Here is a 14992-nt window from a genome sequence, read left to right on the forward strand (position 1 = left end):
CTCCCACATAATCGTCACAAAACCGCATTTTTTAAGACTTTGCATTAACAATGAGTTAGCTGAAAGGTGTCAGCTAGTGTAATTTCGTTGATCTGGATCATATTTCAACGTTTCAATAGTGAGTAAGCTATCTCTATTCCCACGAATTAAGAGACAAAAAACAACAGGACAAACGTTGGATCATCTTCGGATTTAACAACTTATATCCTGCATAAAAGGAAAGTCTTCTGAATTTTTTGAGAAAATAGAGAAACAGGACACATAAGTAATTAATAAATAGCCACTTTGAATGTAATCTGCAGCATTATTGACCGTGACTATACTTTGAACCTGACTTGGCTATTTTCTAAAAAAATTTAACATTCTCAGGAGAACACCATGGCTGTCACAAACGTCGCTGAACTGAACGAGCTTGTTGCTCGGGTAAAAAAAGCACAACGTGAATATGCAGAGTTCACACAAGAACAAGTCGATAAAATCTTCCGGGCCGCCGCTCTCGCCGCCGCAGACGCACGTATTCCCCTTGCCAAGCTGGCCGTAGAAGAGTCAGGCATGGGGATCATTGAAGACAAAGTGATCAAAAACCATTTTGCGTCTGAATACATTTACAATGCCTATAAAGATGAGAAAACCTGCGGTGTCGTTGCAGAAGACGAAACTTACGGCACTCTTACCATTGCCGAACCTATCGGCATCATTTGCGGGATCGTCCCCACTACCAACCCAACCTCTACCGCGATTTTCAAAGCACTTATCAGTTTGAAAACGCGTAACGCCATTATCTTTTCGCCACACCCCCGTGCAGCCAAGGCGACTATCGCCGCTGCAAACATTGTTTTGCAGGCTGCTGTTAAAGCAGGCGCGCCGAAAGATATTATTGGCTGGATTGATGCACCCAGCGTGCCACTGTCCAACGAACTGATGCATCACCCGGACCTGAACCTGATCCTTGCAACCGGCGGGCCAGGTATGGTCAAAGCTGCATATAGCTCTGGCAAACCGGCTATCGGTGTTGGTGCCGGTAATACCCCGGTTGTTGTTGATGAAACAGCAGATATCAAACGCGTTGTTGCTTCGATATTGATGTCAAAAACTTTCGATAACGGTGTTATCTGCGCTTCTGAACAATCAGTAATTGTGGTTGATTCTGCCTATGAAACGGTTAGAGATCGCTTTAAAACCCACGGCGGCTACATTCTTGCTGGTAAAGAACTGAAAGCCGTACAGGAAATCATTCTTAAAAATGGCGGTTTAAACGCTGATATCGTCGGTCAATCTGCAACTAAAATAGCGTCCATGGCGGGTATCATCGTGCCTGCCAACACTAAAGTATTAATCGGTGAAGTGACAAAAGTCGATGAATCCGAGCCTTTTGCTCACGAAAAACTTTCACCGACGCTGGCCATGTATCGCGCCAAAGACTTTGAAGATGCTGTAGATAAGGCCGAAAAACTGGTCACCATGGGCGGTATCGGCCATACCTCTTGTTTGTATACCGACCAGGATAACCAGCCAGAACGCGTTCGCTATTTTGGCGACAAGATGAAAACAGCCCGTATCCTGATCAACACTCCCGCTTCACAAGGGGGGATCGGTGACCTGTACAACTTCAAACTGGCCCCTTCATTGACGCTGGGTTGCGGCTCATGGGGTGGTAACTCCATTTCAGAAAACGTTGGGCCAAAACATCTAATCAACAAGAAAACGGTGGCGAAGAGAGCTGAAAACATGTTGTGGCATAAACTTCCAAAATCTATCTACTTCCGCCGTGGCTCATTGCCGATTGCCCTTGAGGAAGTGGCCACTGACGGAGCGAAACGCGCCTTTATCGTCACTGACCGCTACCTGTTTAATAATGGCTATGCCGACCAGGTAACTCGAGTGCTGAAAAGCCACGGTATCGAAACGGAAGTGTTCTTCGAAGTTGAAGCCGACCCAACGTTAAGTATCGTACGCAAAGGGGCAGAACAGATGAACTCCTTTAAACCAGACGTGATTATCGCGTTGGGTGGTGGTTCACCGATGGATGCTGCGAAAATCATGTGGGTTCTATATGAGCATCCTGAAACTCACTTCGAAGATCTGGCGCTGCGCTTTATGGATATCCGTAAACGTATCTACAAGTTCCCGAAAATGGGTGTGAAAGCGAAAATGATCGCCATCACTACTACCTCGGGTACGGGTTCGGAAGTCACGCCATTCGCGGTGGTTACCGACGACGCTACTGGCCAGAAATATCCTTTGGCAGACTATGCACTGACTCCAGACATGGCAATCGTAGATGCCAACCTGGTCATGAACATGCCAAAATCTTTGTGCGCCTTTGGCGGCCTTGATGCCGTGACTCATGCACTTGAAGCCTATGTCTCCGTGCTGGCAAATGAGTTCTCCGACGGTCAGGCATTACAAGCATTGAAACTGCTGAAAGAGTTCCTGCCAGCAAGCTATAAAGAAGGTGCAAAAAACCCGGTAGCGCGCGAACGAGTGCATAATGCGGCCACTATCGCAGGTATCGCATTTGCCAACGCCTTCCTCGGGGTTTGTCACTCAATGGCGCATAAGTTAGGTTCTGAGTTTCATATTCCGCACGGGCTTGCCAACGCCATGCTGATTTCGAACGTCATTCGCTATAATGCGAACGATAACCCAACCAAGCAAACTGCTTTCAGCCAGTACGATCGCCCGCAGGCTCGTCGTCGCTACGCAGAAATTGCCGACCATCTGGGTCTTAGTGCTCCTGGAGATCGCACAGCGCAGAAAATTGAAAATCTACTTAGTTGGTTAGATGAAATCAAAGCAGAACTGGGTATTCCTGCTTCGATTCGTGAAGCGGGTGTGCAGGAAGCCGATTTCCTGGCGAAAGTTGATAAACTTTCTGAAGACGCATTTGATGACCAGTGTACGGGTGCCAACCCTCGTTATCCGTTAATTTCTGAGTTAAAACAGATATTGATGGATACCTATTATGGTAATAAATTTAGTGAAGAATTGCCGCTGACTGCCATCTCTGAAAGAGAGGAACCTGTCACCCGCGTTGCAGCAGCAGCTCCAGCTTCGGCCATCAAAAAGTCTAAAAAATAGTAGATAAGACTATTCGTATACGGCTACTGATGTGAAAAAACAAAGCCCGTCATAGGTGTAACACTGATCGGTTAAGCTAAATAATCAGTTGAACGATCCGGCAGGTGCATCACAATAAGCCTCATCATTTTTTGATGGGGCTTTTTTTATGCTCATGACCTGGCTTGACGAAACACAAACCTTGGCTGGACGGCACACTTTTTCGCACGCCCGAGACACCAGAGCTGGCAGAGCTGGCAGAGCTGGCAGAGCTGGCAGAGCATTTTGAATATATAAAGCATCGCCCGGACAGGCAAATACCCAACAGTCCGATTATGCGCGTAGAGGTCACTGCACAGCCGGTTAATCTACGTGTCAGGTTCGGCCCTGCCAATACGGGGGAAGTCAGTGATACGAAGCAGCTATCCAGGATAGTTTAGGGCCTGCCGACCGCTTATAACCTGATGAGTTTTGAAATGAGCCAGATAGCCAGAGAAAAAAACGGCGCAAAAAAAGGATGCTCGAATCTTAAAAACCAGTACACCGTTCACTCAAAACATTTTAAGTGAACGGTATTAACCTTTTGGTGGTTTTTTTATAGTTTAATCATTAATACTATTAATGATTCTTCTTTATTATCACTCTAAATAAATAAAAGACGATGTAAGTATTAAGTAAAGAAAAATGTTTTCTGCAGCAATTACCGCTCTTTACTCACCCATCGCCTCTTTATAATGTTTACGACACACCGATACATACCGCTCATTACCGCCTATAACCACCTGCGCGCCGTCGTGGAGCGCTTTACCGTGCTCGTCCAGCCTGAGGGTCTGATTGGCCTTGCGGCCGCAGTGGCAGATAGTTTTAAGCTCAACCAATTTATCGGCCCACGCCAGAAGATACTGACTCCCGCTAAATAACTCGCCCTGAAAGTCTGTGCGCAGGCCATAGCACAAAACGGGTATATCTAGCCTGTCAACGACATCGGTTAATTGTTCAACCTGCTGGCGAGTTAAAAATTGGCTCTCATCGATTAACACACAATGCAAAGTTTGACTGTTGTGTTCATCGGCAATGAGCTTAAGTAAGTTGGTATCTTGATTATAAAGTTCGGCTGATGAAGATAATCCTATCCGCGAGCTGACGATACCAACGCCAAAACGATTATCAATTGCGGCAGTCAGCACTAGTGTGCGCATCCCGCGTTCTTGATAGTTATATGAAGATTGTAACAAAGATGTAGATTTTCCTGCATTCATCGCAGAATAATAAAAATAAAGCTGAGCCATGTGCCCGTAACTCCAAAAGTATAAAGAAACCCGGTAACACCTCTTACTTTCAATTGTAACACACGGTGGACATCTAATGGCATCTGCGGTCTGTCTCCTGTGCCAAGTATCACAACATTAAACAAATGCGAAAATTACAGAAACTTACAATCAGCTATTGTGATTACTGTTCGTCCTAATTAGTTTACGCAACCGTTAAACTCAGCATAAGTAGCAGTTAATCAGCCTCTATAAATCAATTATTAAACAATCAGGTAATAACGGTATCTTATAAACACCTTCCCCCGTAGTACGGATGATAATCTTGAACAAGCCGGGCACATATAGCTAAAACAGTGCAAACATATCCGTGAAAACGTGAGGTAAGTTATACGTTAAGGCTGGGGATATTTGTTATGACTTTAGCAAGGTTATAAAAAGCGGGTTGATTAAAAAAGGGCGATACACCGCACAAACCGCTAATCAATTTGCCTTACTGCTCTAAGTTTAATAGACCGGGAATCATCCTTATATTTACAAGTGCTGCAAATATTATTGCTTATAAATGGTAAATTCCCGTCAATATAACAAATTGGCTATTGCAGAATACAGAAGAGCATTCTATTATTACCGAAACGCCCCCCACCAATTTAAATTGAGACTAGTATAATGAGCGAAGCATTAAAAATTCTGAACAACATCCGTACTCTGCGCGCACAGGCTCGTGAATGTACTCTGGAAACTCTTGAAGAAATGCTAGAGAAATTAGAAGTTGTTGTTAATGAGCGCCGTGAAGAAGATACTCAGGCTGCTGCTGAAATTGAAGAGCGCACTCGTAAACTGCAACAATACCGTGAAATGCTGATTGCTGACGGTATTGATCCAAATGAATTGCTGCAGACTATGGCTGCTACCAAAGCAACGGGTAAAACCAAGCGTGCTGCTCGTCCTGCTAAATATAAATACATTGATGAGAATGGCGAAAGCAAAACTTGGACTGGCCAGGGTCGTACTCCTGCGGTAATCAAGAAAGCTATCGAAGATGAAGGCAAACAGCTGGACGATTTCCTGCTGTAAGTTTTTTTCGGCTGTAGACCCAGTCTCAAGATAATGATTCTAAAAACCACCGTTAATGCGGTGGTTTTTTTATTGCCTAAACGTTTTGACGAACAATAATAAACCGCCATTAAACAATGCCGTAATATCGACCTGCCTCAGGCATAAAAAAGGCTGCATCAGCAGCCTCAATTGTTAATTTGCGTCCGGCTCATGGCCTAGCGTAACAAGTTAACAATGATAATAATCTTTATACCAATCTACAAAATTCTTCACGCCTTCCAACACCTGCGTTTTAGGCTTAAAACCAGTGGCCTCATATAAAGGCATACTGTCAGAACTGGTCTCGTGAACATCGCCAGGCTGCATCGGCATCATATTCTTCTTCGCCACTACGCCCAGGGCGCTCTCAAGAGCCTCTATGTATGTCATCAGCTTAATTGGGTTATTATTTCCAATATTATAAAGCACATAAGGCGCAGAGCTTTGCGAACCGTTACCACTCTCCACGGTCCAGTGAGGCTGAGGTTTTGGGATAATACCCTGCAGGCGAATGATTGATTCAGTCACGTCATCAATATAAGTAAAATCGCGGCGCATTTCGCCATGGTTATAAACGTCGATACTTTGATCGGCGAGAATAGCCTTGGTGAATTTAAACAGAGCCATATCCGGGCGACCCCAAGGTCCATAAACCGTAAAGAAACGCATTCCGGTAGTCGGTAATCCATAAAGATGTGAATAAGTGTGAGCCATCAATTCATTGGCCTTTTTGGTGGCCGCATAAAGCGAAATTGGATGATCCACATTATCCTGCGTATCGAAAGGCTGCTTGCGGTTCATTCCATAGACCGAACTTGAAGAAGCATAAAGCAGGTGCTGAATCTTATTATGGCGGCAGCCTTCCAGCACGTTAACGAAACCGACTAAATTTGCGTCAACATAAGCTAATGGGTTATCTATTGAATAGCGCACCCCTGCCTGTGCCGCTAAATGTATTACGCGATCAAATTTATTTTCTGCAAAAAGCGCAGCCATTCCTGAACGATCGGCAAGATCCAGTTTTATAAACGTGAATCCAGGTTTATCCTCCATCTGTTTCAGGCGCGCTAATTTCAAATTGACGTCATAGTAATCATTTAGGTTATCAAGACCCGTTACCTGATGTCCCTCAGCGAGTAAACGCTGACAAACGAAATAACCAATGAAACCCGCAGCACCTGTTACTAAATAATTCATGCCCTCTCCTTACAATACCGGAACCACTGAAGCGCCACGGCCAATACCATAATAGGTAAAGCCGCGTTTTTCGAGCCGCTCCGGATCATACAAATTACGTCCATCGAAAATAACAGGGCTCTTAAGAGAGCTTTTCATCAAATCAAAATCTGGAGCACGGAAATTTTGCCACTCAGTACAGATAATCAGCGCATCGGCCCCCTGTAAAGCCGCCTCTTTAGTACCCATGAGTTCTAAATCGTCGCGATAACCATAAATACGCTGTGCTTCATTCATTGCTTCAGGATCGTAAGCTTTAATTTTTGCCCCGGCTGCCCAGAGCTGTTCCATTAACACTCGGCTGGAGGCTTCACGCATATCATCGGTATTGGGTTTAAATGACAAACCCCAAAGTGAAAAAGTTTTACCACTCAGATTTTGACCAAAATGGCGGGTGACAAACGCGGGCAGTTTATATTTCTGCTGGGCATTAACTTGCTCCACCGCCTGGAGGATTTTTGGCTGATAACCAATTTGCTCGGAAGTGCGAATCAACGCCTGCACGTCTTTCGGGAAACAGGAACCGCCATATCCACAGCCTGGATAAATAAAGTGATAACCGATGCGTGAATCGGAACCAATACCTTGTCGAACTTTCTCGATATCAGCTCCCAGCATTTCCGCCAAATTAGACATTTCATTCATAAAGCTAATTTTCGTTGCCAGCATACAGTTAGCGGCATATTTAGTCAGCTCGGCACTGCGAATGTCCATGACAATCATGCGATCGTGATTACGATTAAAAGGTTCATAAAGCTCGCGCACCGGCTCAATGGCCAGCGGATTGTCGGTACCAATGACAATACGTTCAGGGCGCATACAGTCTGCAACGGCAGCACCTTCTTTCAGGAACTCCGGATTGGAAATCACATTAAACGCAATTTCCAGCCCGCGTTGTGCTAAAGCTTCACTCATTACCTGGCGAACTTTATCGGCAGTCCCAACCGGAACGGTAGATTTATCGATAACGATTTTGGGCGCAGTCATATATTGAGCAATAGTGCGCGCCACAGCGGTGACATATTTTAAATCAGCCGAGCCGTCTTCATCTGGAGGAGTACCTACAGCAATAAACTGAACTTCGGCATGAGCAACGCCCTGCTCTGCGTCAGTGCTAAACTGCAGACGCCCTGACTCAAAATTCTGCTGAACAAGGGGGGTCAAGCCAGGTTCAAAAATGGGTATTTGGCCTTTCTTCAAGTTTTCAACCTTGTTGGCATCGACATCAATGCACAAAACTTCATGCCCAACTTCTGCCAATACTGCCGCTTGAACCAGGCCAACATAGCCAATGCCAAAAACGGTTACTTTCATAAGCAACTCCCCAAAATTGAAAACGGGTAAGACAATTAAGTATACGCCAGCGTCACTATTTCCCGGTTAGAGGACAAGAGACGTGAATATTATTGCGCGGCAGTATAACAGCTTAAGAAGCCTACGCGACGTAGAACATGCACTCCAGCTAGAGTGAGTTCTAATAATACTCTTATAGAATATTCTGTATAAACTGGGGGTTAACATCGATTAACTAAGGCAGGAGAGATGTAAAATTCAAGAGTAATTGCACATTTATTCAGCGGAAAGCATCAGTCTGAGGCGGCCACCGGCTCCCCAAACCTGACATTGCCAGGCTTCGCAACGCTGACTGACCTGATTCGAATATGAAGAGCCAAGCGTACCGAGCGGCACCCCATTGCTCAACTGGATTTGATTTGTTCCGGTATTGATATTGGCGTGAAGGCCAGCCGATACCAAAATAAGATTTTTCTGCTCGGCGTTGTAATACCCCATCAACAGTGGGAACTGCCCTTGCAGATGTGCCTGTTTAAATAAATGATTCACTTCTTTGAGAAGAGCTGACATTTGCGGCAATCGTTGGTTCTGATTACTCAGATGCTCGCGCAGCAAACCGTTGAAGATAGCTCGCAACAGTAAGGCAGCCAGCACGCCATTTTCATTGGCGCGAGTGACGTCGAGACAGTAGAAACCCAGATCTTTCGATGACAGCGCGGCAATATCAAGCACTAGACCAGACTGTTGCGCCATTGTCAGTTGACGATAATTGATGCGGCAGTGGGCCAGTGTTTGTTGAACCGGAGGCTGCAACTCTTGCAACAGCCTGGCGGCCTCGTGCGGATTGCGGCAAAGCGCTTCCCAGTCCTGAATCAAATCGCTTTTTTCCATCGCCTGCGAGGAAAACAGTTTCGGATAAAGGGTAGTTAATAGCGCATCTTTAAGCCGATTAAGATCGTTTACCGGTTTCAACAGCACGTCTTCAACGCCCAATCGCAGCATTGTCGCCACATCGGTCATTTTATCGGTGGCGGAAATTACCAGCACGGGGATTTTATTCCCCTGTAACCGTAAATTTTCGACAAATTCGATACCGCCCATTTCAGGCATTGCTAAATCGCAAAGGATTAAATCAGGAGGGATCTCTTCAACCAGAGATAAAGCTTCCAGCCCGTTAACGGCTTCACTGAACGTCGCCCCGAGCGAACTCACATAGCTGGCGAGTACCGATCTGAAAACGGCTTCGTCTTCGACGATCAGAATGTGCTTGCTTGTAAGTGGCTTGTCCATCAGGGTCTCCCAGAATTTCTTACTCCTAATAGTGGCCTATAACGCGCACTTTTGCGCGTCGGAATTATCAGATAACGCCTAAATGTTGCTAAGCCGTTCAGAAATGATTGTTTTTAATCAATGGCAGCAGCAGATCAGTCTGTTTTTCAACCGCCAACCTTCCTGCTTCTATAGCCTCTTCTGCACGATGGAAATCCAGAGTCGATATTTGCGGGCAGTAAGGCTGAATAATAACGTCGGGAGGATCGCCTGCCATGCGATATCGTTTTAAACGATTCTCAAGTACCTGAATCGAGGTGGACATAATTTCCATCGCAGTCGGCGTCTGATTGTTTTGGCGAAATACCGGGCGCGCCAATTTTTGACGTATTTTGTCTCGCCAGTTAAGTTCCTGCTCGTCGCTGATACTTTCTGGATTGGCCTGAACTGACAGCAAATCTTGCTGCATTAAATGCGCGTCGTGCTGCAAGTCAACGGCAATAACAATATCCGCGCCCATTGCACGCGTTAGCGAAACCGGCACCGGATTGACCACTGCACCGTCCACTAGCCAATATCCGTTAAACCATACCGGAGCCAACAGGCCTGGCATACTGCAAGAGGCACGAACTGCCTGGTGCAAATCTCCCTTGGTTAACCATAACTCTCTGCCGGTGCTGAGATTGGTGGCAACGGCACCAAATTTGCGGTTACATTGCTCAAAGTCGTCAATGCGTAATAGCTGAGATACTGCGTTAAACACCCGCTCTCCGCGCAACAGGCCGCCGCGACGCCAGGAGAAATCCATCAGTCTCAGGACGTCCCAATAGCTGAAAGACCTCACCCATCCTTCCATCGCAGGAAGACGACCGCTCACATAAGCCGCGCCAACCAGTGATCCCACTGAGCAACCGGCCACAATATCAACTTCAATTCCCATTTCATGCAATGCATTGATAACACCAATATGGGCCCAACCTTTTGCGGCTCCTGACCCCAAAGCCAGACCAATCTTCAACTGTCGTGCCATTATTTTTCCTATCTATACCTGATGACGGAATGTTTGCTGTCGTTTGCGCGTTGTCAGCCAGTGACTTTGTTAGGTAACATAACGCCCCTATGCATTCAAGCGCGCACTCTGCGCGTTGCCAGCTTTCGGAGTTAATGTGACCATTTTATGCCCCTGCGGCAGCGAGTCAGAGTTTGAAAAATGTTGCCATCCGGCGATTTCCGGCGAGCAACCTGCGGCTACCCCTGAAGCGCTGATGCGTTCTCGCTACAGCGCTTACGTAACTCAAAATGCCGATTATTTGATTGCCAGCTGGCATCCCGACTGCGGAGCGAGCATGTTTCGCGATGCACTTAAAGAAGGTTTCGCCTCTACTCAATGGTTGGGGCTGCAGGTTATCGCCACTCAGCCAGGAAAAAATGCCAATGAGGGGTTTGTCGAGTTCTCAGCCCGTTATCAGGACGGTGACAGTCCGCAGACGGTCATCATTCATGAACGTTCGCGCTTTCTTCGTTTAAACGAACGCTGGTATTATATCGATGGAATCAAACCTCAGCTTGGCAGAAACGATCTTTGCTTTTGTGGTTCCGGCAAAAAATACAAGAAGTGCTGCGGACAATAACGCGGCATAATGCGCCTAATAAATTTAACAAACACTTATATATTCACCCTGAAAAATTCTCTATAGCAGATAGCAAGTCAACATATCTGCTATAGAGACAGGACGGGGAGACAGGATCAAGATGTCACATCACAATGTTCAAACCAAAGTTCTGCGTACTATTTGCCCCGATGCAAAAGGGCTAATCGCGAAAATCACCAATATTTGTTACAAGCATGAATTAAATATCGTGCAGAACAATGAATACGTCGATCACCGCACCGGGCGCTTCTTTATGCGCACTGAGCTGGAAGGTATTTTCAACGATTCAACATTATTAGCCGATCTAGACAGCGCGCTGCCAAAAGGCTCTATTCGTGAACTGCAAAGCACCGATCGCCGCCGCATTGTGATCCTGGTGACCAAAGAGGCCCACTGTCTGGGTGATCTGCTGATGAAGTCGGTGTATGGCGGATTGGACGTAGAAATTGCCGCGGTCATTGGCAACCATGAAACCCTGCAAACTTTGGTTGAGCGCTTTGATATTCCATTCCATCTGGTCAGCCATGAAGGCCTGACCCGCGAGCAGCACGACAGCGCAATGATGGAACAGATTGACCAATACCAGCCTGATTACGTGGTGCTGGCTAAATATATGCGTGTTCTTACGCCAGGCTTCGTTCAGCATTACCCAAATCAGGTGATCAACATTCACCACTCGTTCTTGCCTGCGTTTATTGGTGCCCGTCCTTATCATCAGGCCTACGAACGCGGCGTGAAGATTATCGGCGCAACAGCGCATTATGTTAATGATAACCTGGACGAAGGTCCGATCATCATGCAGGACGTTATCAACGTCGACCATACTTATACTGCCGATGATATGATGCGCGCCGGTCGCGACGTTGAGAAAAATGTTCTCAGTCGCGCGATTTATAAAGTGCTGCAACAGCGCGTATTTGTTTACGGTAATCGCACGGTTATTTTGTAAGCATTAGCGGGCGTTTTTGTTCACGAAAACGCCCGCACGTGCAAAAAAACGGCACTCAAACTATTTTCTTTCTTTCAAGACTTTACAGCAGCGATTCATTTGATATGATGCGCCCCGCTTACCGCGACAAGCCACGCGGCGAGAGAATTAAAAAAGTTTGCAGCAATAAATAAGTAGTAAAAATAGTAAATCCACGAATTTCGTGGTGGGGTTCCCGAGCGGCCAAAGGGAGCAGACTGTAAATCTGCCGTCATCGACTTCGAAGGTTCGAATCCTTCCCCCACCACCATCGCGCTACATTCTGTGAATAGTTATTCCTGAAATTAATCTTCTCAATAATCTCAAGCCAATCCAAAGCATTAGACTAATTTTCACCTATACAGCCAACCTCAGCCATTAAATCTTCCGGTCGTTTTCGTAACTATTTCAAAAAAAAATTACCCGACATGAATATTCACACCGGGCGGTAATAGATTAATTCTGTTTTGCACCTTTATTCATCGTAGCCTTAAGTTTGCCGATCAGTTCACTGCGGAAATCCCCCAGACGCGGTTTATCCCCCTCTAACCACGGCAACGGGCGACAGAGCTCCATAGTCTTAATTCCTAAACGAGCGGTCAGTAATCCGGCGCCAATCCCCTGCGCAGCGCGGGCAGAAAGCCGGGCAGCAAGATCCTGAGAAATCCAGTCCATACCTATCTCTCGCACCAGTTCAGTTGCGCCTGCAAAGGCAATATTCAGCAATACCAGGCGGAACAGACGAATTCGGCTGTAATAGCCAAGCTCAATGCCGTACAAATTAGCAATACGATTAACCAGACGCAGGTTACGCCAGGCGATAAATGCCATATCCACCAGCGCCAGCGGACTGACGGCAATCATCAGCGCAGATTCGGCAGCAGACTGGCTTATCTCGCGTCGAGCCTGACCGTCAAGCACTGGCTGCACCAAACGGGCATAAAGTTCGACCAATTCACGATCGCTGTGGGTTTCATGTAACAACGCCTGCCAGCGTTGCAATGCCGGATGACTTTGGTCAAGCCCTGCCTGTCGCGCCAGCTTCTCACAAAAAGCGCGCCCCTGACCCAACGCGTGGCTGTGCAGCAAATCGGTAGCGGTTTCACGCTCATCGGCCCGCTGGCGCAGGCGGTACAAACGTCGCCACTCGGTCAAAATCGATCCTATGCCGGCCACCACGATTAAGCCGCCAGCAGTGCAGGCGCCTAGCTCGACCCAATCCTGCTGGACCCAAGCCTGATGAACCCATTGCACGCCCTGGCCCACCACGCTTGCGGCAAATACTACTGCGCCCAGTCGGAGCATTTTACTCCACAGACTGCGACGTGGTTTCAGTGCGCGGCTGATCACCGCCTCTGCCTGGCCCTCGGGGGGTAACAAAGGATCGGCTTCGGCAACGGCTAGAAATTTTTCAGCCTGAGCGCCTTCAAAGTTTTGCGCCGCACGAAGAACCGGCTCTTCTTGCTCAATGACCTGTTGATCAAAATTGATGCGCGGTTTTAATGGCTCACTCATCGCATTTTATCTCCCAATAAAAATTCCATCACGGCGTCCATGCGAATATGCGGCATCGGCACGTCGATGTTCATTTGGCGCGGACGAAAGGCGTCAAAATGGAATCCCTGCTGCTCCCAGAAGGCATTCCCCGGCAGGCGGGAAGGCACTTCGCCGGGAAATACCGTCGACGGCTGACCGTCGTCAAGTCGATGACCTTTCACAGCCGGAACTGGCTGCCCCTGATAATCAACAACGCCGCTTTCGGTCGCCTGGACCGAGGCAAGCCCGGCGCAATCCATACTGATACCTTCAAAGGCGGCGTTTTGCCAGGCCTCCTGCACCAGCTGCTGGAGCAGAGACACCATGTTCGCGTGCTGATCGCCGGTAATATGGTCGGCTTTAGTTGCGGCAAACATCAGTTTGTCGATGCAGGGAGCAAAGAGACGGCGCAATAGCGTGCGTTTACCGTAGTGAAAACTTTGCATTAGCTGGGTCAGCGCCAGGCGCATGTCATTGAAGGCCTGTGGCCCGCTGTTTAGCGGCTGAAGGCAGTCAACCAAAACAATTTGCCTGTCGAAGCGAACAAAATGCTCTTTATAGAAGCCTTTAACAATACTGTTGCAATAGTAGTCAAAACGCTGGCGAAGCATGCCTAAGTTACTGTGCTTGTCGGCCTGTGCCAGTTGAGCATCACTGTACTGATGCAGTTCCGGCCAGGGGAAAAATTGCAGCGCCGGTGCGCCGGCCAGATCGCCCGGCAACACAAAGCGCCCGGGTTGAATAAAGTGCAGCCCCTCATCTTTGCAACGCACCAGATAGTCGGTGTAAGCCTGCGCGATAGCCGCCAGCTGGTTTTCATCGGCCGGTGCCAGTGGATCACACTGCCGGCAAAGAGTTAACCACGGCTGCGCCCAATCCAAACGCTGCCCTTGCAATAGACCGGCCATCTGCCGTGACCAGCTTAGGTAATCCTGCTCCAACATGGGTAAATCCAGCAGCCATTCTCCCGGATAATCGACAATTTCCAGATATAGGGTGGAGGTGTCTTTAAAATGCCGCAAAAGAGAATCATTAGAGCGAAATCGCAGCGCCAGCCGGATCTCGCTTACGCCACGGGTCGGCGTCGGCCAGGCCGGTGGCGTACCAAAGAGCTGGGCAACACCCTCGTCATAGGTGAACCGAGAAACCCCGAGATCGCGCTGGGGAACGCGTTTAATCCCCAATAGCCTCTCTTCACGGGCTGCTGAAAACAGCGGCAGGCGAGCACCGCTGTGAACGTGCAATAATTGATTGACCAACGAGGTAATAAAAGCCGTTTTGCCGCTGCGACTAAGTCCGGTAACGGCAAGACGTAAATGACGGTCTAATCCACGGTTGACCATTGAGTTGAATTCATTTTGGAATCTTTTCATTGCTCTCCCTGGCATAGCGCCCAAACAGCGCAGTTAATACCCTTCTAACCAAAGGCTCCAGCACCAACGCCAGCACATAGCGCAGCGGGCCTCTGCCCAGTATGCCAAGAACTTTGGCGGCAACTCCTGCCGGTGCAAAAGTCAGTACTAGCATAATGATAAATTTGAAGGCCTTCTTCAACAGGCCACTTTTTGCCGATGATGTTACGGCTGCCGCATAGCGCATAAAACTGCCCTCCT

The 14992-nt window shown here is 47.6% G+C and carries 12 protein-coding genes, 1 tRNA gene and 1 pseudogene; 6 read left to right on the forward strand and 8 right to left on the reverse strand.

Annotated elements, in window-relative coordinates; translation table 11 throughout:
* Positions 1–378 precede the first annotated feature (378 nt).
* A complete protein-coding gene (adhE, locus tag AB3G37_RS15525) occupies positions 379–3081 on the forward strand; it encodes a bifunctional acetaldehyde-CoA/alcohol dehydrogenase (RefSeq protein WP_369788398.1) in 2703 nt (900 codons plus the stop codon).
* A 185-nt stretch (positions 3082–3266) separates the two neighbouring features.
* Positions 3267–3488, forward strand: a pseudogene (locus AB3G37_RS15530) (hypothetical protein); the annotation flags it as partial.
* Between the two features lie 282 nt (positions 3489–3770).
* Here the strand turns inward: AB3G37_RS15530 and AB3G37_RS15535 are convergent.
* Positions 3771–4349: a thymidine kinase gene (locus AB3G37_RS15535; RefSeq protein ID WP_009635968.1), complete on the reverse strand. Its 579-nt coding sequence runs from the start codon at positions 4347–4349 to the stop codon at positions 3771–3773.
* A 648-nt stretch (positions 4350–4997) separates the two neighbouring features.
* Between AB3G37_RS15535 and hns the strand changes: the two genes are divergently transcribed.
* Positions 4998–5405 carry a histone-like nucleoid-structuring protein H-NS gene (gene hns, locus AB3G37_RS15540; protein ID WP_009635967.1) on the forward strand — a complete coding sequence of 136 codons (408 nt, stop codon included), beginning with the start codon at positions 4998–5000 and terminating at the stop codon, positions 5403–5405.
* Positions 5406–5615: 210 nt separating this feature from the next.
* On the opposite strand, the gene AB3G37_RS15545 is transcribed toward hns, so the two are convergent.
* The 4 genes from AB3G37_RS15545 to rssA all read right to left on the reverse strand — a co-directional run bounded on the left by AB3G37_RS15545 (position 5616) and on the right by rssA (position 10254).
* Positions 5616–6623, reverse strand: a complete 1008-nt coding sequence (locus tag AB3G37_RS15545; RefSeq protein WP_009635966.1) for an NAD-dependent epimerase — start codon at positions 6621–6623, stop codon at positions 5616–5618.
* A 9-nt stretch (positions 6624–6632) separates the two neighbouring features.
* Positions 6633–7976 (reverse strand): UDP-glucose/GDP-mannose dehydrogenase family protein, encoded by a 1344-nt coding sequence (locus tag AB3G37_RS15550; RefSeq protein WP_369788399.1) that lies wholly within the window; start codon positions 7974–7976, stop codon positions 6633–6635.
* 255 nt (positions 7977–8231) lie between these two features.
* Positions 8232–9245 carry a two-component system response regulator RssB gene (gene rssB / locus AB3G37_RS15555; RefSeq protein WP_369788400.1) on the reverse strand — a complete coding sequence of 338 codons (1014 nt, stop codon included), beginning with the start codon at positions 9243–9245 and terminating at the stop codon, positions 8232–8234.
* A 97-nt stretch (positions 9246–9342) separates the two neighbouring features.
* The gene (gene rssA, locus AB3G37_RS15560) at positions 9343–10254 is read right to left on the reverse strand and encodes a patatin-like phospholipase RssA (protein WP_009635963.1); all 912 of its coding nucleotides are present in this window, start codon (positions 10252–10254) and stop codon (positions 9343–9345) included.
* 136 nt (positions 10255–10390) lie between these two features.
* On the opposite strand from rssA, the gene AB3G37_RS15565 reads away from it, so the two are divergent.
* The 3 genes from AB3G37_RS15565 to AB3G37_RS15575 all read left to right on the forward strand — a co-directional run bounded on the left by AB3G37_RS15565 (position 10391) and on the right by AB3G37_RS15575 (position 12114).
* Complete coding sequence (locus tag AB3G37_RS15565) at positions 10391–10855, forward strand: YchJ family protein (RefSeq protein WP_369788401.1); 465 nt, start codon at positions 10391–10393, stop codon at positions 10853–10855.
* A gap of 121 nt (positions 10856–10976) precedes the next feature.
* Complete coding sequence (gene purU, locus AB3G37_RS15570) at positions 10977–11825, forward strand: formyltetrahydrofolate deformylase (RefSeq protein ID WP_009635961.1); 849 nt, start codon at positions 10977–10979, stop codon at positions 11823–11825.
* 204 nt (positions 11826–12029) lie between these two features.
* Positions 12030–12114, forward strand: a tRNA-Tyr gene (locus AB3G37_RS15575).
* Positions 12115–12299: 185 nt separating this feature from the next.
* Here the strand turns inward: AB3G37_RS15575 and AB3G37_RS15580 are convergent.
* From AB3G37_RS15580 to AB3G37_RS15590, 3 genes are read right to left on the reverse strand one after another with little or no spacing between them, the layout of a single operon-like run.
* Positions 12300–13358, reverse strand: a complete 1059-nt coding sequence (locus tag AB3G37_RS15580) for a TIGR01620 family protein (RefSeq protein WP_369788402.1) — start codon at positions 13356–13358, stop codon at positions 12300–12302.
* Positions 13355–14752 carry a YcjX family protein gene (locus AB3G37_RS15585; protein WP_369788403.1) on the reverse strand — a complete coding sequence of 466 codons (1398 nt, stop codon included), beginning with the start codon at positions 14750–14752 and terminating at the stop codon, positions 13355–13357. The genes AB3G37_RS15580 and AB3G37_RS15585 overlap by 4 nt, the downstream gene beginning before the upstream one ends.
* Positions 14733–14978 (reverse strand): phage shock protein PspD, encoded by a 246-nt coding sequence (locus AB3G37_RS15590; RefSeq protein ID WP_009635958.1) that lies wholly within the window; start codon positions 14976–14978, stop codon positions 14733–14735. The genes AB3G37_RS15585 and AB3G37_RS15590 overlap by 20 nt, the downstream gene beginning before the upstream one ends.
* Positions 14979–14992: the final 14 nt, after the last annotated feature.

This window comes from Rouxiella sp. WC2420, assembly GCF_041200025.1.
Classification (GTDB): Bacteria; Pseudomonadota; Gammaproteobacteria; order Enterobacterales; family Enterobacteriaceae; genus Rouxiella.

Coding starts and splice junctions, on each gene's coding strand:
- adhE (WP_369788398.1), top strand. CDS start 379: ATGGCTGTCACAAACGTCGCTGAACTGAACGAGCTTGTTGCTCGGGTA.
- AB3G37_RS15535 (WP_009635968.1), bottom strand. CDS start 4,349: ATGGCTCAGCTTTATTTTTATTATTCTGCGATGAATGCAGGAAAATCT.
- hns (WP_009635967.1), top strand. CDS start 4,998: ATGAGCGAAGCATTAAAAATTCTGAACAACATCCGTACTCTGCGCGCA.
- AB3G37_RS15545 (WP_009635966.1), bottom strand. CDS start 6,623: ATGAATTATTTAGTAACAGGTGCTGCGGGTTTCATTGGTTATTTCGTT.
- AB3G37_RS15550 (WP_369788399.1), bottom strand. CDS start 7,976: ATGAAAGTAACCGTTTTTGGCATTGGCTATGTTGGCCTGGTTCAAGCG.
- rssB (WP_369788400.1), bottom strand. CDS start 9,245: ATGGACAAGCCACTTACAAGCAAGCACATTCTGATCGTCGAAGACGAA.
- rssA (WP_009635963.1), bottom strand. CDS start 10,254: ATGGCACGACAGTTGAAGATTGGTCTGGCTTTGGGGTCAGGAGCCGCA.
- purU (WP_009635961.1), top strand. CDS start 10,977: ATGTCACATCACAATGTTCAAACCAAAGTTCTGCGTACTATTTGCCCC.
- AB3G37_RS15580 (WP_369788402.1), bottom strand. CDS start 13,358: ATGAGTGAGCCATTAAAACCGCGCATCAATTTTGATCAACAGGTCATT.
- AB3G37_RS15585 (WP_369788403.1), bottom strand. CDS start 14,752: ATGAAAAGATTCCAAAATGAATTCAACTCAATGGTCAACCGTGGATTA.
- AB3G37_RS15590 (WP_009635958.1), bottom strand. CDS start 14,978: ATGCGCTATGCGGCAGCCGTAACATCATCGGCAAAAAGTGGCCTGTTG.